The organism is Morganella morganii (assembly GCF_019243775.1).
Taxonomy (GTDB): Bacteria; Pseudomonadota; Gammaproteobacteria; order Enterobacterales; family Enterobacteriaceae; genus Morganella; species Morganella morganii.
On sequence record NZ_CP069157.1, the window covers coordinates 1,403,326 to 1,423,992 of the forward strand.

The 20,667-nt window shown below is 45.6% G+C and carries 28 protein-coding genes, 1 tRNA gene and 1 pseudogene; 22 read left to right on the plus strand and 8 right to left on the minus strand.

Going from position 1 to position 20,667, the window contains the following annotated elements; genetic code table 11:
• Nucleotides 1-56 precede the first annotated feature (56 nt).
• Nucleotides 57-437: a winged helix-turn-helix transcriptional regulator gene (locus JL661_RS06755; RefSeq protein WP_004239793.1), complete on the minus strand. Its 381-nt coding sequence runs from the start codon at nucleotides 435-437 to the stop codon at nucleotides 57-59.
• Nucleotides 438-526: 89 nt separating this feature from the next.
• Between JL661_RS06755 and JL661_RS06760 the strand changes: the two genes are divergently transcribed.
• The 12 genes from JL661_RS06760 (at nucleotide 527) to JL661_RS06815 (ending at nucleotide 9,224) form a co-directional block, all read left to right on the plus strand.
• Entirely contained in the window at nucleotides 527-1,375 is an 849-nt protein-coding gene (locus JL661_RS06760; RefSeq protein WP_032098665.1) for an SDR family oxidoreductase, read from the plus strand.
• A 480-nt stretch (nucleotides 1,376-1,855) separates the two neighbouring features.
• On the plus strand, nucleotides 1,856-2,128 hold the full coding sequence (locus JL661_RS06765) for a helix-turn-helix domain-containing protein (RefSeq protein ID WP_015422800.1): 273 nt from the start codon (nucleotides 1,856-1,858) through the stop codon (nucleotides 2,126-2,128).
• 331 nt (nucleotides 2,129-2,459) lie between these two features.
• Nucleotides 2,460-2,816, plus strand: a complete 357-nt coding sequence (locus JL661_RS06770; RefSeq protein ID WP_004235029.1) for an MmcQ/YjbR family DNA-binding protein — start codon at nucleotides 2,460-2,462, stop codon at nucleotides 2,814-2,816.
• Nucleotides 2,817-3,106: 290 nt separating this feature from the next.
• A complete protein-coding gene (locus tag JL661_RS06775; RefSeq protein WP_004235031.1) occupies nucleotides 3,107-4,153 on the plus strand; it encodes an ABC transporter substrate-binding protein in 1,047 nt (348 codons plus the stop codon).
• Complete coding sequence (locus JL661_RS06780) at nucleotides 4,153-4,866, plus strand: substrate-binding domain-containing protein (protein WP_062771455.1); 714 nt, start codon at nucleotides 4,153-4,155, stop codon at nucleotides 4,864-4,866. The genes JL661_RS06775 and JL661_RS06780 overlap by 1 nt, the downstream gene beginning before the upstream one ends.
• A gap of 101 nt (nucleotides 4,867-4,967) precedes the next feature.
• A complete protein-coding gene (locus JL661_RS06785; protein WP_015422798.1) occupies nucleotides 4,968-5,540 on the plus strand; it encodes an RBBP9/YdeN family alpha/beta hydrolase in 573 nt (190 codons plus the stop codon).
• Nucleotides 5,541-5,871: 331 nt separating this feature from the next.
• Nucleotides 5,872-6,180 carry a DUF3088 family protein gene (locus JL661_RS06790; protein ID WP_004239806.1) on the plus strand — a complete coding sequence of 103 codons (309 nt, stop codon included), beginning with the start codon at nucleotides 5,872-5,874 and terminating at the stop codon, nucleotides 6,178-6,180.
• 558 nt (nucleotides 6,181-6,738) lie between these two features.
• On the plus strand, nucleotides 6,739-7,005 hold the full coding sequence (locus JL661_RS06795; protein ID WP_004235037.1) for a hypothetical protein: 267 nt from the start codon (nucleotides 6,739-6,741) through the stop codon (nucleotides 7,003-7,005).
• A gap of 153 nt (nucleotides 7,006-7,158) precedes the next feature.
• A complete protein-coding gene (locus tag JL661_RS06800; RefSeq protein WP_004239807.1) occupies nucleotides 7,159-7,380 on the plus strand; it encodes an HP1242/YdcH family protein in 222 nt (73 codons plus the stop codon).
• Between the two features lie 68 nt (nucleotides 7,381-7,448).
• A complete protein-coding gene (locus JL661_RS06805) occupies nucleotides 7,449-7,937 on the plus strand; it encodes a GNAT family N-acetyltransferase (RefSeq protein ID WP_062771457.1) in 489 nt (162 codons plus the stop codon).
• A gap of 118 nt (nucleotides 7,938-8,055) precedes the next feature.
• Nucleotides 8,056-8,241: a YegP family protein gene (locus tag JL661_RS06810; RefSeq protein ID WP_004235045.1), complete on the plus strand. Its 186-nt coding sequence runs from the start codon at nucleotides 8,056-8,058 to the stop codon at nucleotides 8,239-8,241.
• 107 nt (nucleotides 8,242-8,348) lie between these two features.
• The gene (locus JL661_RS06815; protein WP_080981048.1) at nucleotides 8,349-9,224 is read left to right on the plus strand and encodes a sulfite exporter TauE/SafE family protein; all 876 of its coding nucleotides are present in this window, start codon (nucleotides 8,349-8,351) and stop codon (nucleotides 9,222-9,224) included.
• A 365-nt stretch (nucleotides 9,225-9,589) separates the two neighbouring features.
• Here the strand turns inward: JL661_RS06815 and JL661_RS06820 are convergent, their stop codons facing one another.
• From JL661_RS06820 to JL661_RS06830, 3 genes are all read right to left on the minus strand, one after another.
• The gene (locus JL661_RS06820) at nucleotides 9,590-9,808 is read right to left on the minus strand and encodes a hypothetical protein (RefSeq protein ID WP_004235049.1); all 219 of its coding nucleotides are present in this window, start codon (nucleotides 9,806-9,808) and stop codon (nucleotides 9,590-9,592) included.
• Between the two features lie 245 nt (nucleotides 9,809-10,053).
• Entirely contained in the window at nucleotides 10,054-10,224 is a 171-nt protein-coding gene (locus tag JL661_RS06825; protein WP_004235050.1) for a hypothetical protein, read from the minus strand.
• A gap of 130 nt (nucleotides 10,225-10,354) precedes the next feature.
• A complete protein-coding gene (locus tag JL661_RS06830) occupies nucleotides 10,355-10,501 on the minus strand; it encodes a hypothetical protein (RefSeq protein ID WP_155724824.1) in 147 nt (48 codons plus the stop codon).
• A gap of 42 nt (nucleotides 10,502-10,543) precedes the next feature.
• On the opposite strand from JL661_RS06830, the pseudogene JL661_RS06835 reads away from it, so the two are divergent.
• A pseudogene (locus JL661_RS06835) lies at nucleotides 10,544-11,816 on the plus strand (M24 family metallopeptidase).
• Between the two features lie 33 nt (nucleotides 11,817-11,849).
• Nucleotides 11,850-12,512: a CerR family C-terminal domain-containing protein gene (locus JL661_RS06840; RefSeq protein WP_225310136.1), complete on the plus strand. Its 663-nt coding sequence runs from the start codon at nucleotides 11,850-11,852 to the stop codon at nucleotides 12,510-12,512.
• A gap of 40 nt (nucleotides 12,513-12,552) precedes the next feature.
• Here the strand turns inward: JL661_RS06840 and nlpA are convergent, their stop codons facing one another.
• Nucleotides 12,553-13,368, minus strand: a complete 816-nt coding sequence (nlpA, locus tag JL661_RS06845; protein WP_024473388.1) for a lipoprotein NlpA — start codon at nucleotides 13,366-13,368, stop codon at nucleotides 12,553-12,555.
• 420 nt (nucleotides 13,369-13,788) lie between these two features.
• Here nlpA and JL661_RS06850 point away from each other — a divergent pair, with 420 nt between their 5' ends.
• Nucleotides 13,789-14,040 (plus strand): hypothetical protein, encoded by a 252-nt coding sequence (locus JL661_RS06850; protein ID WP_004235059.1) that lies wholly within the window; start codon nucleotides 13,789-13,791, stop codon nucleotides 14,038-14,040.
• Between the two features lie 366 nt (nucleotides 14,041-14,406).
• On the opposite strand, the gene JL661_RS06855 is transcribed toward JL661_RS06850, so the two are convergent.
• The gene (locus JL661_RS06855) at nucleotides 14,407-15,114 is read right to left on the minus strand and encodes a LexA family protein (RefSeq protein WP_004235063.1); all 708 of its coding nucleotides are present in this window, start codon (nucleotides 15,112-15,114) and stop codon (nucleotides 14,407-14,409) included.
• A gap of 365 nt (nucleotides 15,115-15,479) precedes the next feature.
• Here JL661_RS06855 and JL661_RS06860 point away from each other — a divergent pair, with 365 nt between their 5' ends.
• From JL661_RS06860 to lysC, 6 genes are all read left to right on the plus strand, one after another.
• Nucleotides 15,480-15,917: a hypothetical protein gene (locus JL661_RS06860; RefSeq protein ID WP_004239822.1), complete on the plus strand. Its 438-nt coding sequence runs from the start codon at nucleotides 15,480-15,482 to the stop codon at nucleotides 15,915-15,917.
• Between the two features lie 72 nt (nucleotides 15,918-15,989).
• Nucleotides 15,990-16,184 carry a phage holin family protein gene (locus JL661_RS06865; protein WP_004235068.1) on the plus strand — a complete coding sequence of 65 codons (195 nt, stop codon included), beginning with the start codon at nucleotides 15,990-15,992 and terminating at the stop codon, nucleotides 16,182-16,184.
• Complete coding sequence (locus JL661_RS06870; RefSeq protein WP_004235069.1) at nucleotides 16,174-16,650, plus strand: lysozyme; 477 nt, start codon at nucleotides 16,174-16,176, stop codon at nucleotides 16,648-16,650. The genes JL661_RS06865 and JL661_RS06870 overlap by 11 nt, the downstream gene beginning before the upstream one ends.
• Entirely contained in the window at nucleotides 16,632-16,790 is a 159-nt protein-coding gene (locus tag JL661_RS06875; protein ID WP_004239826.1) for a hypothetical protein, read from the plus strand. The genes JL661_RS06870 and JL661_RS06875 overlap by 19 nt, the downstream gene beginning before the upstream one ends.
• Entirely contained in the window at nucleotides 16,787-17,164 is a 378-nt protein-coding gene (locus JL661_RS06880) for a hypothetical protein (protein ID WP_062771462.1), read from the plus strand. Before JL661_RS06875 ends, JL661_RS06880 begins: the two co-directional genes overlap by 4 nt.
• Nucleotides 17,136-17,333 carry an Rz1-like lysis system protein LysC gene (lysC, locus tag JL661_RS06885; protein WP_036417780.1) on the plus strand — a complete coding sequence of 66 codons (198 nt, stop codon included), beginning with the start codon at nucleotides 17,136-17,138 and terminating at the stop codon, nucleotides 17,331-17,333. Before JL661_RS06880 ends, lysC begins: the two co-directional genes overlap by 29 nt.
• 538 nt (nucleotides 17,334-17,871) lie before the next feature.
• Here the strand turns inward: lysC and JL661_RS06890 are convergent.
• Nucleotides 17,872-17,946 (minus strand) — tRNA-Arg (locus JL661_RS06890).
• 192 nt (nucleotides 17,947-18,138) lie between these two features.
• Nucleotides 18,139-19,104, minus strand: a complete 966-nt coding sequence (gene dsdC, locus JL661_RS06895; RefSeq protein ID WP_004239828.1) for a DNA-binding transcriptional regulator DsdC — start codon at nucleotides 19,102-19,104, stop codon at nucleotides 18,139-18,141.
• Between the two features lie 217 nt (nucleotides 19,105-19,321).
• On the opposite strand from dsdC, the gene dsdX reads away from it, so the two are divergent.
• Nucleotides 19,322-20,659 carry a D-serine transporter DsdX gene (gene dsdX, locus JL661_RS06900; RefSeq protein ID WP_036417779.1) on the plus strand — a complete coding sequence of 446 codons (1,338 nt, stop codon included), beginning with the start codon at nucleotides 19,322-19,324 and terminating at the stop codon, nucleotides 20,657-20,659.
• The last annotated feature ends 8 nt before the right edge of the window (nucleotides 20,660-20,667 follow it).

Sequence of the window (20,667 nt, forward strand, 5' to 3'; positions counted from 1 at the left end):
CGGGACAAAGCGTCCGGAATAATGCCTGACGACCCGGGAACCAATAGTGTAAAGCACTATGCTGTTTTATCTTCCTTTTGCGCCAGTATTTTCGAAAGATTTATCTCTATCCAGTCTGCCAGTATGGTGACTTTTTCACTTATCTGTTCACCAAGATCGGTCAGTGTATACTCGACGTGCGGCGGTAATACCGGATATGACACGCGATTAATGAAGCCATCCTGTTCCAGCGCCTGTAATGACTGAGCTAACATTTTCTCACTTATTCCGCCGATTTTGCGTCGTAAATCGCTGAAACGGTGTGTCCCGTCACGAAGGGAAATTAAAATCAGTATCCCCCAGCGGCTTGTTACATGTTTAAGAATTTCCCGGGAAGGGCATTGCGCGGCAAATAAATTACCGTCGCGTAACTGTTGGGATAATGTTGAAGCTGCCACGTTGCACTTACCTTTTTGTATGTACTTACTTTAAGTAAGTCTAGGTGTTATGTTAACGAAACACAAGTGATACATTAAGGAGCTATCTTATGATTGCAATTACCGGTGCGACAGGCCTCCTGGGTCAGCATGTTATTGAAAATCTGCTGCAAACAGTCCCGGCAGGCCAGATTGTGGCGATTGTCCGTAATCCGGCAAAAGGTGCATCCCTGAGCCGGAAAGGAATTTCTGTACGTCAGGCTGATTACAATGATGAAGCATCATTAATCAGGGCATTACAGGGGGTTGAGAAATTGCTTTTGATTTCTTCCAGTGAAATCGGACAGCGTGTCACGCAACATCGTAATGTGATTAATGCGGCAAAATCAGCTAATGTGAAATTCATTGCTTACACCAGTTTGTTACATGCCGACACCTCTCCGCTGGGTTTACATACTGAGCATGTGGAAACAGAAAAAATGCTGGCTGATTCCGGTATCCGGTATGCCCTTCTGCGCAATGGCTGGTATACGGAAAACTATCTGGCCAGTGTACCTGCTGCACTTGAGCATGGTGTCTTTATTGGTGCGGCCGGAGAAGGCAAAATCGCTTTCGCTGCCAGAGCTGATTATGCGGCGGCTGCCGCCTGTGTTATCAGTGAAGACGGGCATGCGGGTAAGGTGTATGAGCTTGCCGGAGATGAGGCCCGGACATTAAGCCACCTGGCGAAAGAACTGACTGAACAGAGCGGAAAGAATGTTGTGTATCAGAATTTAAGTCAGGCTGATTTTGTTGCCGCACTGAAAAATGCGGGCTTGCCTGATGAGTTGTCTGAAATGCTTGCTGACTCTGATGTTGGTGCGTCCGTAGGAGGATTATTCGATGATAGTCATACTCTGAGTAAACTGATTGGACGACCAACAACAACACTTGCTGAGAGCATCAAAGATATTCTGTAATCTCTCTTTCGGTACAGAACACAGTATTTTCTGGTGGTAAATACCTTCGGGAAAAAGAAACTACGGGGATGATATGCGGAGGGGAAAGTATATCAAACTGGCACCTGCCAGGTCGGATAAACAGACACGATAACCGATGGATATTATTAAAGCAGATACAACTGAAAAAAAACAGCCCGGCTATTGCCGGGCAAATTGATTAACGGAAGGGATACTTGCGACTTCTGCAACCGAATATACCTGCCAAAAGTTAAACGTAATATAAACAAGTATAAATACTTGGCATTAGGTTTATAATTAAGGCTAATGGGGTTAATTGGTCTTTTTGCTTGTCGTTAAATAATAATTTAAGATTTTTTTCCGTCAATGCCTTTTGTTTTTAGATAATTATTCTGAGTTGTATATTTTTTGTTGATAGCTTGGTTTGTCAGTCAGCATATTATGCTTTACCTTTAATATATGTTTATCAGGAGGTTCATAATGAAAGATATTAATTTTATTGTAGGGCAGAATATCCGCGACTTAAGACACCGTAATGGCTTGACTACAAAGATGTTAGCTAAAATGCTGGGGGTCTCACAGCAGCAGTTGTCAAGGTATGAACGAGGTGTTAATAAAATAGATGTCAGTGTTGTATTTAAGATAATAAATATATTTCATGTGTCTTATGAATTTCTGTTTCCTGAAACTCAGAATGATTATACTGAATCAGTAAAAAGCTCCTTTGTATATATGGAGCCTTTAGCAATCTGATGATGCAAAAAATACAATCATAAATGTTATTCATTACCATATAAAAAATGAATATCATTCTTATTTAAGAAGAACAAATACACAATAAAGCCAGCTTAACATATTGTGAGCTGGTTTTAATTTGTACAAAAATATCACTGCATAAAAACAGGGTATATCAGAGCGCCATGATAAATGCTGTAATATCAGTTGGTAAAGTCATTATTTATCCGCCGGAGATCAGTCAGCATCCCGCCGGAAGTTCCCTGCTGTCAATTTCCTTGTTACCCGCCTGATTAGATGTAATATCGGTATCTGACATAGCCATTAATGGTTTACTTAAGGTGCTGATATGAAAAAGAACGATCTGATTGAATATATCCGGACTAATTACGGCTCAGCCCCTGACTATCCGTGGATTAAATATCCGGATTATGCGGTATTCAGGCACCGCGGAAATGCCAAATGGTTTGCTATCATAATGTCAGTATCTGCTGATAAAATAGGCGCCGGAGACGCAGAGAAAGTAGTGGATATTGTTAATGTTAAGGCTGCGCCGGAAATGGTTGGCTCTCTTCGTTTAAAGGATGGTATCTATCCTGCGTATCACATGAACAAAGAACACTGGGTTACGATAATACTGGATGCTGAGTTCAGTAGTGAAGAACTGAAGTCATTAATTGATGATAGTTACAGACTGACCTGGTAACGATAATTTACAGGATAAACTCTCCGCAATTCCTTGATAGTTAGCATGTTTCGTTATTCCGGAGCCCATATATTAAATTTTCATTTTGTACCTTTATCCAATCTTTGTTGTGATCATCATGATATTTATCGGTTTGTTGCTGATTTTTATGTCCCGGCAGATTTTTGGTTTCCGGGGCATTTACTGGCATGCAGAATATCGCATTCCGGTGCTGTAATACCCCCGGAAACAGTTGACCCATGAAATCAATCGATATATAACCAAGTATATATCGGTTAAAGTGGGTAATAATGATGAAAAAGTATCTGATTGGGTTTATTGCTGTCATTTTTTCATTCTCCGGCCAGGCGGCGCGGGAGTTTACAGATCAGCTGGGGCGCAAGGTTGTTATTGATGATCATGTTGAGCGCGTGGCTGTTCTTCAGCATCAGACACTGAATTTACTGGTTCAGTTGGATGCAACGGACAAAATTGTGGGCGTGATGGGAAACTGGCGTGAGCAGCTCGGTCAAAATTATGAACGGCTGGCACCTGAATTAGTGAAAGTGCCCAATGTAGGCGATCTGAAAAGCGTCAATCTTGAAAGTCTGGTGCAGTTGAAACCGCAGGTAGTTTTTGTCACTAATTATGCGCCACAGGAAATGATCGATAAAATTACGCAGGTGGGTATCCCGGTTATCGCCATTTCACTGCAGAAAGACAACAGCAGCCACGCTAAAAATAATGTGAATCCTGAGCTTGATAATGAAGAGCAAGCCTACAATGACGGGCTGAAAGAAGGGATTACCCTGATTGGTGATATCGTTAATAAGCCGGACAATGCAAAAGAGCTGATTAAACAAACCTTTGACAGCAGGAATATAGTGACCCAACGTCTGAAAGATATCCATGAAAGTCAGCGTGTCCGGGCCTATATGGCAAACCCGGATTTAACCACTTACGGATCAGGAAAATATACCGGTTTAATGATGCAGCACGCCGGCGCAATGAATGTTGCCGCTGCGACCATTAAAGGGTATAAACAGGTTTCTCTCGAGCAGGTTATCAGCTGGAACCCGGAAGTTATTTTTATTCAGGATCGCTACCCGGGCGTTGTTGACGAAATTAATAACGACCCCCGCTGGCAGGTTATTGATGCAGTGAAAAATAAACGTGTCTATTTAATGCCGGAATATGCCAAAGCCTGGGGATATCCGATGCCGGAAGCGATGGCAATCGGTGAGTTATGGATGGCTGCTAAATTGTATCCGCAGAAATTTGCCGATATTGATGTGGATGCTGATGTTAATAACTGGTATCAGAAATTCTATCGCACTCAATATCAGGGCAGTCATTAATGCATATTATGGCGGCCGGCAGTCTGCGGGGAGCGCTGACTGCCATTTTAACCCGTTATTCCGGTAATAAAATACCGCCGGTAACCTGTGATTTTGGTCCGGCCGGTTTATTGCGGCAAAAGATTGAATCCGGGGTAAAGTGTGACCTGTTTTTGTCTGCGGATCGGACACATCCGGAAGCATTACTCCGGAATAAGACAGCATTCAGTGTTGAGCCTTTTATTGCCAATTACTTAGGAATTACCACCACCATTGAATTAGCTGAACAATATCCTGACTGGCAGCAATTACTGCGTGCTCCGGATTTAATTATCGGTACTTCAACGCCGGTTGATGATCCCTGCGGCGATTATGTGGTGCAGTTTTATTCTGAACTCAGTAAAGCCGATCCGGAACTGGCGGAAAATATCCGCAATCGTACACGGTATCTGGTGGGCGGAAAAAATTCCCCGGTGATCCCAGCGGGACAAGTGGCGTCTCAGTGGCTGATTCACTCTCATCAGGCAGATATATTTATTGGTTACCGGCACTATCAGAAAAAAATGTCAGAACTTCCCGGACTCGCGACAATAGCTATCCCGGAGGCGCATAATGTCAAAGCAATATATTGTATGGCCTTAATGTCGCCGATAGCTCAGACTTTTGCTGATTACCTGTTACAGACTGAATCACAACAGATTTTTGTGGAAAATGGTTTTGTGTCTCTTAGTTGAAACAACTAAAAAACGGCTAAAAATATGACGGGAAATGTTATATTAAAACAGTCAGATAAAACCAATATGTTGAAAATTCAACCTGAATACCGGGGCTGAGAGTGAAAGGAAAAAACGTTATTATTGTTCATGGTTATACTGCATCACCGGCAGATAACTGGTTTCCGTGGTTAAAAAAAGAACTGGAATTGCTTGGTGCCACAGTTGCCGTTCCTGCGATGCCGGAACCGCATTCTCCTGATCCGCAAAAATGGCAGCAATGCCTTATCAGCAACAATATAACAGCGGATGAAAATACAATTTTTGTCGGGCACAGTCTTGGTTGTATTACGGTGCTGCGATATATCACTGAACATATTCCGGAAGGGACAAAACTGGGTGGTTATATTTTAGTCTCCGGTTTTGATTGCAGTCAGGAAACACTGCCTGAGCTGGAGGCGCATGTTCAGTATCCTCTGGATTATACTAAGCTGACAGAGATTTCTGATAAACGAATTTCAGTCATATCTTCTGACGACTGGGTGGTCAGTCCGCAGGCATCGAAAACGCTGGCGGAGTCGTTGCAGACTCAGGTTATTATTGAAAATAACGCCGGACATTTTTTGGACAGGGAAGGATATACTGAGTTTTCGGCGCTGCTTAATATATTCAGAACTGTCTTTTCTGTTTCCTGAAATGCAATTTATATTATTCCTTATTATTCATGTCGTGCTGACAGGATGTTCAACCTGGCCGGAGGTCGGGCACAACAAAACGGATTGGCCGCAACCCCATAAAAATTCACGTACAGCGGAGCAGAAAAGGGCTGACAGGGCACCGGTGCATGAACAGCAGCGGGCTGTTATGAGAGGGGAGCGCCCTGATTATGAGGTATTTGAACGCTACTGAACCTGTTTTGCGGAAAGAGAATATTTATCCTTTTTTTTCATTGGATCTGAGTGAGTTATGGAAATTATTTCCACCGGATGAATGGTAGATTATTTTTATAACAAAACGGAGGAACACATGAAAAATACACTGTATCTTTTAAAAATGGGATTTTCTGACTTAAATTATCCCGGTAGTCTCTTTCTTTGCCCTGACTGCACGCTGTTAGAAGGCGTTCTTGCCACGAATCCTGAATTGCGTGAATCAACAGATGTTGTTTATGTTGATTTTGATAAACCAAGAAAACTGCTGGTGGATCTTATCGGGGAAGAAAACCAGTCATTGCCTGTATTAGTTTTCGCGGACGGACAAAACTTTATTAATGACGTTGATGGTATTCTGGCCGAATTTGCCATGACAAACGGATGTCCTGCAAAACATCCTTAAGCGTCATCGATACACCAGAAATCAGCCTCACTTCTGGTGAGGCTTTTTCTGTGTCTTATCCGGTTTTACATCAGTCAATAACGGTTATTTTTAAAGGACGGAATTTACTGTAGCACCATAATCCGATAAAAATCATTGTTCCGAAGATAACAGTAAACGCACCAATAAGCACCGCAATAATCTCACAGGCGGGAACAGGAAATCCTTATAACTGATTAAAATATTAAAAGATTTATTTCAGCGAATAAATCATCTATTAAATGGATAAATATAGGTTATTTATTTTACAAATAAAAGTAATAGTGGTGAAATTCATTTTATATTTTACTTAGTCTCAGGTGGTATTATCAGTTGGTAACATATCGTTATTTTTCATTGTGTTTACATATAAAATAATCTTATGTAATAATGCGTGGGTTAAATTATCAGGAATTAACCTTATGCATTATGTAGTTATATCTCATTTGTCATTATGTCTTCTTGTCGGATGTGCTGAAGCAGGCAATAAAACTAACGCCGAATTAACCGTCGCCACCAAAAAAAACACCTGAAAATCTTATGAATAAGCCGACCTATATGCTTGCCGGTCATTCGAAATTTGAACAGGATGCAGAGAAAAGCCGAAATAAACAGAATGAACTTTTTAAAGCCGGATTAAAGGAGAGCAGAAATACCGGTATCGATAGTGATTTTTCTTATAAGCCTGCGAAATTTCCTTCTTATGCATATGGCCAGTATGCATCGCCGGAATTTGTCTGGAATAGTGAAAAACAGCTCTATGAAGTAAAACCATCAGCCAGTATGACCTTAACAATAACCCCTTGATTTGTTGTCCGGTCGGTCGCTGCATAATCTTCATGCAAAACGGATACGGTATTAAACCGCAAACCTATGTCAAATTTTTTAAATCCGGCCTTTGATTTGCGAACTGAAATCGCAGATGATGGCACTATAGTCACTGACAGGAGGTAAGTTGTTATGTTTCCGGAATACCGTGATTTGATCTCCCATCTTCGCCAGAATAGTCATCAGTTTCGCACGCTGTTTGATAAACACAACCAACTCGATCATGAAATTGCCCGTCTGGAAAAATCGGACAGAAGCGGCTACAGTGAGGAAGTGGTGGAGCTGAAAAAACAGAAATTACGCCTGAAAGAAGAAATCCACCAGCTTCTTAAAGATCCGCCGGAAGATGACTGAATTTCCTTAATATGCCATCGGTTAATCCGGTGGCTTTTTGTTTACAGGGACAAAAAAGAGGAGGAAACATGATTTGTTACCGGCAGATGGTTAATACAGATTGCGGGCAGGTGGCGGCATTATTACAGGAGAATGCTCAGTCACGGCAGGGCGGATTGCTGGGGGAATATCCCCTGAAGAAAGTTGAAAATATGTTTGCGCATGCACTGACGGTGATTATTGCGCAGGATGGTGACGTGATTGCCGGGGTGGTGTTCAGTTTTCCGGTGCAGTCCGCACAAATATCGCCGGTGACCGCGGTGATTTCACAGCAATTCGCTGAGTTACTGGAAAATAACTGGTTTTACGGCCCGGTCTGTATTGGGGCAGATTATCGCGGGCAGGGAATCTTACCGGCGCTGTATCAGCGGCTGTGTGCGGAAAACAGTGGAAAACCGGTTGCCTTTATTAATCAGGATAATGAACGTTCGGTTCGTGCACATCTGAAATCCGGTATGAAAGAAGCCGGTCATTTTATCTGTGATAATACCCCTTACTTACTGATGATCGGCCGCTGAATATCAGCGGGTTTTATCTTTTCCGGTTTTTATTTCCTGTTTTTACGTATTAGTGACTATACTGAAATCGTCATTATGATTTGCCGTATTAACATGATTTTCAACCGAGGAGCTTGTTATGGGGTATTACGAGTTAAAAAAATCGACCAAAGATACACCGCAGCCGTACTATTTCGTTCTGAAAGCCGGAAACCATGAAATTATCGCCACCAGCGAAATGTATGCCTCAAAGCAGGGGGCAATGAATGGTATCGCGTCTGTACAGAAAAATGGCCCTTCTGAAGTTATTAAAGATCTGACCTGATCAATAAGCAGCAGATTTATTAAGGCCCCTGAGCATATCAGCGGGCCTTTTCTTTTTCCTGTGCCGCTGAACTCATCCTGGCTGAAATACAATACCGGTTGTCCCGCATGCAAAAGCAGATTGCCCGTCTGCTGTTTATAGTATGGGTAACAATTATGTTCAGCGGGGCGGATTCTGTGTTTTTACTCTTATTAGCGTGTGGCTGTATTGTCGGGGCGACAACGGTATTGTTTGGTTTTGGCGGCGGATTTTTTATTGTTCCGCTGCTTTATGCATTGTTAACAGCTACGGCAGACAGCCATACCGCAGCGGCGGCCATGCATATTGCAGTGGCAACATCCACCGGAGTGATGATATTCAGCGCATCAATGGCAACACTCCGCCAGCATCGTGCCGGAATGATTAACTGGCCGCAGGTGCGTCCGCTGGCGGGATATATTGCCGCCGGTGCGGTGGCAGGTGCATTGCTGGCGATTGCAGTTCAGGGGATATGGGTTAAGTGGATGTTTATTGCTTACCTTGCCATCACTATTCTGGACAGTATTTTCCGCCCCGGGTTTATGACACAGTCAGCGTCTCATCTGCGGACAATGTCAGCGGGTGCTGTTGCGGTGGCCGGTACTGTGATTGGTGTGGTGGCAGCATTTCTGGGGGTGGGCGGCAGTGTGATGACCGTTCCGCTGATGCGCCGCCGTGGTGCGGAAATGGCACAGGCGACGGCAATGGCTAATCCGCTGTCTTTGCCGATGGCACTGACCGGTACACTGACTTATATTCTGCTGGCCCGCCATGAGACGGCAGCATTCGGCAGCGGTTTTGCCGGTTATGTGGATATTCAGGCTTTTATGTTACTGATTGCCGGATCCTGGCTGGGGCAGAAACTCAGCGCGCCGCTGGTTGGCCGGATCCCGGATAAACTCTATGCTAAATCTTATCTGGCGCTGCTGATATTTGTGCTGCTGGTGATGGTGGTTGTGCAGTAAGCAGGATATCTCCGCCGAAAAGTAATAATCTGCAGCGAATTAACAGAGTGCGGATTGCCGGTTGATTTTGTGATCTATCAGCTTTACTTATATCTCCGGATGTCCTTAAATATCTGCGGGTTCTTTGTTTGTCAGATACTAAGTAAGGTTTACAGGAGATTCGATCATGTCACCAATGACGAAAAGTACGATGGTATACCCTATTGGTTTCTTCACCTGCATGGCACTCATTATCTTTATTGTTGCGTTAGTGATTTGATAACGGGTAATGAAGAAGAAAGGAAAACCTCCCGCGTGAACGGGAGGTTTTTTTTACGGCCCCGGTATGGCGCCGGTTTAATCCGCGGATAACACCGTTATAATGATCAGATTGCGCCCTGTTTTTCCTCTTTAACTTTTTTCGCTTTTTTCCCTTTTTCACTTTTTACTTTTGCTTCATGTTTTACGGCTTTCGCATGGCTGTCCGCTTTAGTGGCGGTAATACCGGAATGCGCAGCGGAAACTGCCGGTGCCGGAGTCGATGCCATTGCACCGAAAGAGAATAAACCGGCCAGAGTTGCAACAATAAGGGCTGAATGTTTCATTATGATATCCTCAGGATTTCGGGAGTATTTATACCTGCTCAGCGGGTATGGATGAAACATATTCCTGTTTTTTTCGCCGCACAACGGGATATACATAAACAGTGGCAATATTTTCAAATCTCCAGAAAACTGACAAATCCTGATATTCCGCTATAGTTAACAATATTGAATTTATTGTTTAAAATCATTTTGTTATGTCGGTATTTTTTGAAGTTTAAACGGTTCATCAACAGGAAATAAATTTATTATTTTCCCGGATTAAGTTTTTTTTGTAATTCTTCTGTCAGCCGGACCAGTTGCATCTTGTCTTTTTCTGAAAGATATGCAGTGTAATTATCCGCAAAGCGGTTAATACGCTCCATTCCTTTGATTATTTTTGCTGCTGCCTTATCGATATCACTCTGATTTGTATTCATTGTTTTTTCCTTTACAGTGCCGGTGTTATTACTATTATCATAAAAAATAGTGATTAATAGCTTAAATTGAATTAATCCGGTTCATCATAAAGAATTAAGAGAGTCTTCATTTTCTTTTTTCCGGAGAGGATTATTGTGGAAAGTTAAATAAGAAAATACGTTTTTCCACATTGCATAATCCGCCTTCGCGCATTTCCATCGGGTGAACGAGCACCGCGTAGCGGGGAAACCAGGTGTTGATCCGGATCTTGTCATTGACGGATATCGGATCATTCACTACGATATTAATTCATTCAAATGAATTAATAAAAGGTGACTTATGAAAACAGCAAACACAGCAATACCGGCCGGGTTCTCTTTACAGGAGCGGGATCGCCGCTGGGATCTGGCGCGTGACATCATGCGTCAGCGTAATCTGGATGTTCTGATTGTTTATGGTGACCGGGAATCCGCTGCTCCGGCACCGTTCTGTGTGGATCACTATTTTACCAATGACCGCCTCGGGTCTGTGGTGATTTTTTATCAGGACAATGACCCGGTTGTGGTGACATTTGCGCCGATGATGATTGCCGACCATATGCAGGCCGCATTACGCGGGGACAATCAGTGGTTGTCGCCGTCACAGATTATGGTCGGTAAAACCGGACGTAATATCGGGGCACTGCTCCGGGAGATGAATGTACCGGCGACGGCACAAATCGGCGTGATCGGGCTGGAGCCGTATCCGCCGTTCTATTTTGATGGTGCTATGCCGTTCAATACCCTGACCGGGATTAAAGAGGCGTATCCGCAGGCGGCGATTGTACCGGTTTACCGTGACTTTTTTGTCCGCGCGTCCGTAAAAAGTGAGGAAGAACTGGCACATATCCGCCACGCTGCCGCCATCGGTGAAGCGATGAGTGAAGCCATGCGCGTGACAGCGGTACCGGGGAACAGTGAGGCAGATATTGCGGCAGCAGTCACTGCCACCTGTTTATCTGCGGGGGGGATTTACGGCGGAGATCCTGATGGGATCCGGCCCGGAATATATCGGCTGGGGTCAGCCTGCCTGGCAGTACCGCTCACAAAAACCCAGAGAGATTGAGCGCGGTGATATTGTGTTGTCAGAAATTTTCGCACTGTACGGAATGTATGAAACCCAGCATCAGGCGGCGGTTGCGGTCGGTAATATTCATCCGCAGCTGGAGAAAGCGGCACAGGTCGCCCGCGAGTGTTATGACATCGGGGTGTCATATCTGAAAGAGGGCGTGACATTCGGGGAAGTGGTGGATGAGATGGAAAAACCGCTGCTGGCTTCCGGCGGCTGGCATGTGCATCCGCTGATCCACAGCATCAATCCGTATGGTCCGATCGGGTTTGGTACTGCGCCGGGAATTGAATCTCTGCCGCTGGTATCCCGTTACCGCAAAGTGGAGCGCCTGCCGAATCCCGGCCGGGAACTGGTGCTGAAGGCAGGGATGAGCTTTGCATTTGAACCGAATTGTGCCTTTGGTTATCATCTGTGTAACCTTGGCGGTACGGTCATTGTCGGGAAAAACAGCGGAATTGAGCTGAATGATAATTCCACCCGGCTGATGCGTGCTGATCTCTGATTATACCGGTGAATCCTGCAGATGACGGAAAAGATGAATAAACATACGCTCTCCTCAGAGCAGACCAGAGAGAAACTGATACAGGCGGGGATCCGCCTGTTTGCCCTCAGCGGCGTCAGCGGTGTCCGGACACGGCAGCTGGCGGAGGAGGCGGGTGTGAATCAGTCAGCCATTCCGTATCATCTGGGCGGTAAGTCGGGCGTGTATGCCGCGGTGATCCGGAAAATTACCGATGACCTGGCCGCTGTGACGGATGTCAGCAGGATCGATGCTGCCACAGAGGCACTGACGGCACAGGCGCAGCCGGGCAAAACGGCACTGAAAACAGTACTGGTCAGTATGGTCTCCGGGCTGTGTAAGGCATTGTTATCGCCGGAACGCGCGCTGTATGGCACGCTGATCCTGCGGGAACAGCTGGAGCAGACTGAAAATTATGATGTGATTTATCAGTCATTTATTGAACCTTTTCATAAGCGGCTCTCTCTGCTGGCACAGCTTGCAGACCCGCCGGCGGATACAAAAACAACCATTATCAGGGCACACGCCCTGATAGGGCAGATTCTGGGGTTTGTGGTGGCACAAAAGGCGTATCTGTGCCGCAGTGAAGCGAAATTTGTCAGTGAGGATGAACTGGCGGAAATCACCGGGCAGATTGTACTGCTTTCCTGCCGGGCTCTGGGACTGGATGAGGCGTGAATGACAGTGCCGGAGAGTATCCGGCACTGTATTGTCGTGATTACCAGCCGGGAACGGCGCCGCCGTTAAACAGCGTTTCTGCGGCTTTGGCAACTTCCGGTGACTGATAAGCTTTAATAAATTTTTGTACATTCTCCGCGTCTTTATTATCTTCACGGGTCACAATAATATTGACGTACGGTGATTCTTTATCTTCGATAAACACACTGTCTTTTACCGGGGATAAGCCGGTTTGCTGAATATAGGTGGTACTGATAATGGCTACTGTGACTTTCGGATCTTTAATCACCCGGGGTAACTGAGCGCCTTCCAGCTCCATGATATTCAGTTTCAGCGGATTTTCAGTAATATCCAGCGCAGTCGGTAATAAACCGGTGCCGGATTTTAATTTAATCAGTTTCTCTTTTTCCATTAATAATAATGCACGGCCGAGGTTTGTCGGGTCATTCGGCATGGCAATGGTATCACCGGTTTTTAATTCACTGATATTTTTAATTTTATCGGAATAACCTGCCATCGGAAATACAAAGGTATTTGCCACAGCGACCAGGTTATAACCTCTGGCGTTATTATCCTGGGCCAGGAACGGGCGATGCTGGAAGACGTTGGCATCAAGATCCCCATTGGCCGTCGGATCATTCGGTAACAATGAACCGCTGAAACCGACCAGTTCGACATCCAGTCCGTATTTTTCTTTGGCCACTTTTTTGGCAACCTCAGCCACATCCTGCTCGGCGCCATTAATCACACCGACTTTAATTTTTGTCATGTCAGTTGTGCCCTTATCACAGCCTGACAGTAAAAATCCCAGTGCTAAAACAGCACCGGAAAAAAACAGAGAAAATTGCTTTTTCATTATGTTCACCATTCTGTTTACTGAAAGTATGTATCAGTAAATAGCGGTAAAATGAAAGAAAGGTCAACGGGAAGGGTGATGCAAAAATTTCATCTTGACAGAAATAAAAAAAAAGCCCGCAATCCGCGGGCATAATCACAACATTTCTTCAGGGTACTCTCTACTTGGATGAACTTACTATACCGGAGCGGATGTGTAGTAGTGTCCGGCTTTTTAAAGCTTGATTAATGTATTATCGGGATTTGTCAGCAAACCATGACAAAGTGTGACAGACAGCACATTAATATCCGAAAGTTATCATGATAAGAAAAAAAGAATATAGCAAACCGGAAAACAGCCGTTGTATTGAACAAATACGCAGTTACTGACCTGTTCAGGCGATATACTCATTCCGGAAGCCTGCATAATGATAAGTAATGCATGTTGTTATTTATCAATGATAAACGGAGCAACAATATGCCAAATAAAATCTTTTCACCAAAATATAATCCGGTAGAGCGGGTCGCTTTTGATATGGCACTGGCTCTTGCATCAAAAATTGAATCAGTTAACACACCAGCACAATTAATGGCCGAGATCGCGGCACTGTATCCTGAATGCTACAAAGCGGCTGATAACCAGCGTAAGCGGGAATATCTCGGATCACACGTCAAACTGCATTCGGTCGGATAATGTTGTCAATACCGGGTGAATTACAGCATAAGTGCGACGGACAGAGAGTGCTTTTGTGACTCTGTCCATCGGACGTCTGTTCAGAGATAAAACCGGCGGTTTTTCATTGCATTCTCCGTTGATGGCGGCTTTCAGCGCTGCATTGAGCCGGTATTCCGCTTGTAGTTGTTGTCTGCGTGCAGCCCGGCGGGCTCTGGCGCACTGATATCCGCGGCAACTCATTTTTACCTCCCTTTATTTCTGAACCATCAGCATAAAAATACTAATGGTATTATTATAAGGTATTATTTTTTCCGAAAAATAAATACTAAGAGTATTATCTGTGAATAGTAAAATGCCCTCCGGCAGGAGGGCGGCAGGAGATGATTACAGTTTCATCATCATCTGAACGGCAACACCGATAATTTTACAGTCACCGTTAACTTTCATGGCCGGCCACGTCGGGTTGAGTCCTTTCAGATACCAGTTGCCGCCATCGATCACCAGTTTTTTGAACGTTGCTTCGTTAGAATCCGTCAGCTTTGCGACGACCAGGCTGCCATTTTCGGAATCTTTGCCGGTGTCGATCAGGATCAAAGAGCCGTCAGGCACACTCTTGCCGGTTGGTGCGGTCATGGATTCGCCTTCGACTCTCAGCCAGAATGCGGCCCCCTGAACATGGGTTTCTGATTCATACCATTCGTCGATTTGATCCAGCCCGTAAGCTTCATTCGCCTCATTCCAGGCACCCGCCTGTACCCAGCTGATTAACGGGTATCTCGGGGAGGGTTTGTAAGGGCGAAGGCCGGAAATATTGCTGTCAATAGCGGCACTCAGTGCCTGCGCCTCTGCGGCAAGAGACGGACTGAAATCAGAAATAGGGACATTGAGTTGCGTGGCGAACACACTTGCTGTCTGTAAATTCAATGCATTACGGCCGTTAAGATAGTGACCGACGGCGCCCTGGCTGATATTCAGTATGTCAGCAATGCTCTGTTGGGTGATACCCAGCTCTTTTTTCTTTGACTCATACAAAGCTTTCAGTCTTCGGCAGTCTGCCAGCTGTTCTGTCGTCAGTTGTCGTTTTTCATTCATACAATATTAATACCAAAATCAGAATTTTTGTCAATACTAAAGATATTGACATGTTTAATAGTTATGGTATTATTCGTCTATCAACAGATACTGTTGCCCGCTCTTTAACAGACTGCGCTGAAAAATGCGCACCAACAGCCTGAACCACTCCGTGTGTGAACAGGCTCCGGCATGCTGAATGCATTGCCATCAAAAAAGCATCCCGTAAGCGGGATGGTCGCCGGTATTTCCCGGCACTATTTATATTCAGTAACTTTATTTAAATTTGCCCTGCACATTATTTTTATTTAATGACATCCGGCTCTGCTTCGTTTAATACGCAGCGCAGCCGGTAATTTACAGGATGATACTTCAGAGGATATATTATGACTGAGGAAAAATTTAAAATATACGTCAATATTATCCGGGCCTGCCGGGATTATGATTGCTTTACCAACAGTGATGCTGCGCGATATACAGAGACATCTGAAATATTTATCCGCACATATACCACTATCCTGCATAAAATCGGCAGTCTGATAAAAACAGGGATGGTTAAGCAGGGACGGCATTATATTCCGCAATATGCGGTGGCACCGGATGCTGTCACGCGTCTGTACCGCTATGTCCGTGAAATCAGGGGAGAACCTGAACCTAATCCTGTAATGAAATGTCCGTCAAAGGGAATGAAACGGATTAAATTCTGCGGGCGTGTGGTCAATAAAGCCTTTATTTCTCCGGGGTTCGGATGTTCTGCAATTACCGATATTGATTCACGATTAAAGGCAGTAAGGAATAAAGAACCGGAAACGACCTTACATTAATTTTTATATTTCAGACATTATCTGAGTTTACCTTTCAATAATATTTACGGAACACTCTGCAAGGGAGTGTATATGAGCATGTCAGATAAATATTCCGGGCCCGCAGCATATACCTGGGGGCTTATCACTTCCGTTTTGGGTGTGTTATCGCTGGATCAGTGGGCAGTCCTTATCGGGATTGTCTGCACCATCGGTACATTTTTTATCAATTGGTATTACCGACGGAAAGAGTTTCAGATAAAAGCCGGAGATCATCATGAAGGATAATCTGAGCAAAAAAGTCATTGCTGCAGCAGCTGGCGGCGCAATTTCTACCGCTCTGGTGCTGATTCCGGCCTATGAAGGCGTGGAATACCGGCCCTACCGCGATGTGGCCGGGGTGCTGACTGTCTGTTACGGGCATACCGGTAGTGATATTCAGGCCGGAAAGATTTATACGGCGGATGAATGCGGGGCGCTGCTGCACCGTGATCTGGATAAAATCCGCCGCGCGGTTGATCCGATGATTACGGTTCCTGTGGATGACACCACCCGGGCTGCCATCTATTCCTTTGTTTACAACGTCGGCCCGGGGGCGTTTTCCCGCTCTTCGATGCTGCGAAAACTGAACAGCGGTGATATTGCCGGTGCCTGTGAGGAAATGAAACGCTGGACATTTGCCGGCGGCCGGCAGTGGCAGGGGCTGATTAACCGGCGTGAAGCGGAGAGTGAGGTATGTCGTGCAACCCTGTAGTGCTGATCATTGCCGCGATTCTCATACTGACAGCCTGCCTGCTGGCAGGCTGTTACCTGTATTCACTCCCGGATTACTGTCAGCCGCTGCCGGGACATCCGCGGGCGGCCGTTATCCACTATCAGTGTGAAAATCCATGAATATACTGACAAAAATACTGGCCGGTCTCTGCATTGTAATACTGACCTGTCTGTTGCTGACACTGCATCTGTACAGCGGTGTAAAAGGTAATTATCTGATGCTGAAAGATAAGTATGACCAGCAGCTGGCTGTTAATAATCTGACCCGGGTGGCGTTTATGGCCGGACATCATATTGCGCTCAGCAATATCCGGGCAAAGCAGACGGAGGAGGCGGAGCATATCAATGTTAAGACAATTATTAAAACCGTACTTAAAGAGGATGAATGTGCTGCCGCTTCTGTGCCTGGCCGTGTTACCGGCGGGTTGCAGCAATACGAGAGAGACATTCGTGCCCGCGCCGGTGGTGCCGGTTCCGGCTCATCTTCTCGCTGACTGCCCGCTGCCGGTTATCCCGGATGAACTGACTTACGGCGGCGCGATCCTGCTGCTGACGGATGCGATGAAAACAATCGCGGACTGTAATCACGATAAACGGGCAATACGGGAGTTTGAGCAGATGCGGGCTTCCGGAGCGGAAAGTAACAAAGGAAATGTGCTGTGAGGGTGGGCAGACGGTTATCAGCATTGTTGTTAACAACTGCTGTAAATGCGGGTGTGAATGTAAAGAGCCGGAAAAACCGGAACTGACGTGTCCGCCGGTAACTCAGACATGTACACCACCGGATACACCGTGGACACCGACAACACCAACATATACGGCGATGGTAACTACTCCACCGTGATGTGCAACAGTTTTTAAGTCTTTTATTCACAAAGCTTCGCTAAACAGCGGGGCTTTTTTATCCGGATTATAGATTATAACTGCCGGGATCACGGACATTTTTCCGAATCAGGTAAGTCTGATGTTTATATCGTGAAAGGATCTTATCGTAATCAGGCTATTTTACGTGAAACTCATTACTGTATAACCACAGAGGTGTTGATAATGAAATCCGGTACAATAAAGTATGGTGTTATCAGTCTGCTCTTTCTGACTTTAACAGGCGTTGCGAGTGCGGATGTTTATCGTGATCGCAGCGGTATTGTAACCGGAACACAGCAGAAGCAAAATTAATGACACGGACAGACGAATGGTGTTCTGGTGTCCCCTGCAGGAATCGAACCTGCAATTAGCCCTTAGGAGGGGCTTGTTATATCCATTTAACTAAGAGGACATGATGTCTGATGGTATGGCCGGTTTTGCGGCGGGTCATATGTTAACGCTCAACCCCGCATTCTATCAAGTCTTTATTTCCGCTTTGTTTTTTCTTCGTTTCCGGTTACCGGTGCGTTTTTTATGTGGTGCGCCGGTCCCGGATGTGCAGATTGAACGCATTACCTGCGGGATCCCGGGTGTCCGGCTGTATTTATGGCAATGTCTTCGTAACCTTTTGTTTCAGCCACGAAATAAAGATATCTGCTTTCGGATTACGCCTGTCTCCAAGCATAGCAAAGTAATATCGCTGACTGCATGTCAGTGAAATATCGCCGAAGGGCATCACCAGCATCCGGCTCTGAATACGTTTTTCCACCAGTTGTTTACGTCCCATCGCGACACCGGCATGATTCATCGCGGCCACAATCGCCAAATCTGAACGATCAAAACACAAATTGCGCCGGTGAGGGAATAAATCAGGCTGATAGTGTTCACTCCAGGCTTTCCATTCGTCGTAATCCGAGTTACTGCTCCATGCCTGGCGGTCATGTAATAACATGCAGTTCCTGAGCTGATGAATATTGTTATGCAGCTCATAACGTTTCGCATATTCCGGGCTGCAAACCGGCACGATTGATTCTGACATCAAATCCTCGCAATAGAGATTAGGTCTTGATATATCGTCGTAATAAATTGCGATATCAATGCCATAGCCGCGGAAATTGACATCATCATTACCGGTTAACAGATTCAACTGAATAGCAGGGTATTGATCTGTAAAATCCGCTATCCCCGGAATCAGCCAGCATTGCGCCAGAGACGGGCGGGAATAGACCGTTAACTCGCCGGAAATTTCCTGATTTTTGATATCAATGATTTCCTGGTTAATGTCATCCAGGTTTTTCCGTAATGCCCAGTAGATGCGTTCACCGTCTGATGTGAGTTCAACCCGCCGGTGAAAACGCTCAAATAACCGGAAACCCAGTTCACTTTCGAGGGTGTTGATACGGTGGCTTACCGCGCCGGGCGTCAGCGCCAGTTCCTGTGCTGCCAGAGCAAATGAACAGTGCCGTGCCGCTGCTTCGAAAGTATGCAGGCGTGACAGCTGATGACCCGATACCCGCTTGTTTCGCCGCAGGGATCCCGATGGTTCATACCGGTTTATATCCGATGACATAGCCGCTCCCTTTTTATTATGCAGGATGATTTTACATAAAGAATACCGCGTTTAAGGTGAATTTATATGATGCAATTCACGGAAAAAGTGCTGATTTTGATGAATGTCACGCATTTGAGTTAACCCAGCTAACCCAAGGCCCCGGTTTCATCGTTTGTCACCCCTGAATATTTATTATCCAATGAATGCACAACAACAATATAACCAGGGGTAGGATATGGACTCTGTAATGTGGATGATCGGCACGCTGGTTTTCAGTATCTTGCTGATTATTATTTCAATTATTAAATTTAAGTTTCACCCGTTTTTAGCACTGCTGCTCACCAGCTTTTTTGTCGGTATCGCCATGAATATGGAACCGCAGGATATGGTCAGCGCCATCGAAAACGGGATTGGCGGGACACTCGGATTTTTGGCGGCCATTATCGGACTGGGAACCATACTCGGGAAGATGATGGAAATATCCGGCGCTGCTGAGCGAATCGGGATCACGCTGGAAAAATGCCGCTGGTTAAGTCCCGATGTCACCATGATATTGATCGGCCTTATTTGTGGTATCACACTGTTTGTCGAAGTCGGGGTTGTATTACTGATCCCGCTGGCATTTTCGATTGCCAAAAAAACAAATACCTCATTATTAAAACTGGCGATTCCGTTATGTACGGCTCTGATGGCCGTACACTGCATTATTCCGCCGCATCCTGCTGCGTTATTTGTCACCAATGAACTCGGCGCGGATATCGGAACGGTGATAGTGGCCGGGTTAGTGGTGGGGCTGGTTGCATCGCTGATTGGCGGGCCGCTGTTCCTGAAATTTTTGGGGGATCGTTTACCGCTCAAAGTTGTACCGGCCGCGTTTGCTGACCTGAAAGTCCGTGAAGAAAAAGATTTACCCTCATTAGGCGCGGCGTTATTTACGGTTCTGCTGCCGATTGTGCTCATGCTGATCAAAACAACCGCTGATTTAAACATGAGCAAAGATAGCCCGTTATTCATCTTTTTATTGTTTATCGGTAATCCGATAACTGCGATGTTTATCGCCGCTTTTGCCGCTTATTACGTATTGGGTATCCGCCGGAATATGGGAATGAGCGTCCTGCTCAGCAAAACAGAAGAAAGTTTTAGTTCGATTGCGAATATCTTGTTGATTATCGGGGCGGGAGGTGCATTTAACGGCATCCTGAAAGGCAGCGGGCTGAGTGATTCTCTGGCACTGGTGCTGTCCGGTATCGATATACACCCGATTTTACTTGCCTGGCTGGTGGCTATCATTCTTCATGCCGCAGTCGGATCAGCAACGGTCGCCATGATGGGCGCGACTGCAATCGTGGCTCCGCTGATGCCGCTGTACCCGCACATCAGCCCTGAAATTATGACGCTGGCTATCGGCTCCGGGGCAATCGGCTGCACCATTGTGACTGATTCCTTATTCTGGCTGGTGAAACAATATTGTAATGCCACGCTGGCGGAAACATTCCGTTATTACAGTGTCGCCACGCTGATTGCATCCGTTGTCGCGCTGGCCGGCACCTTTGCACTTTCCTATGTGATTTAAAAGAGAGT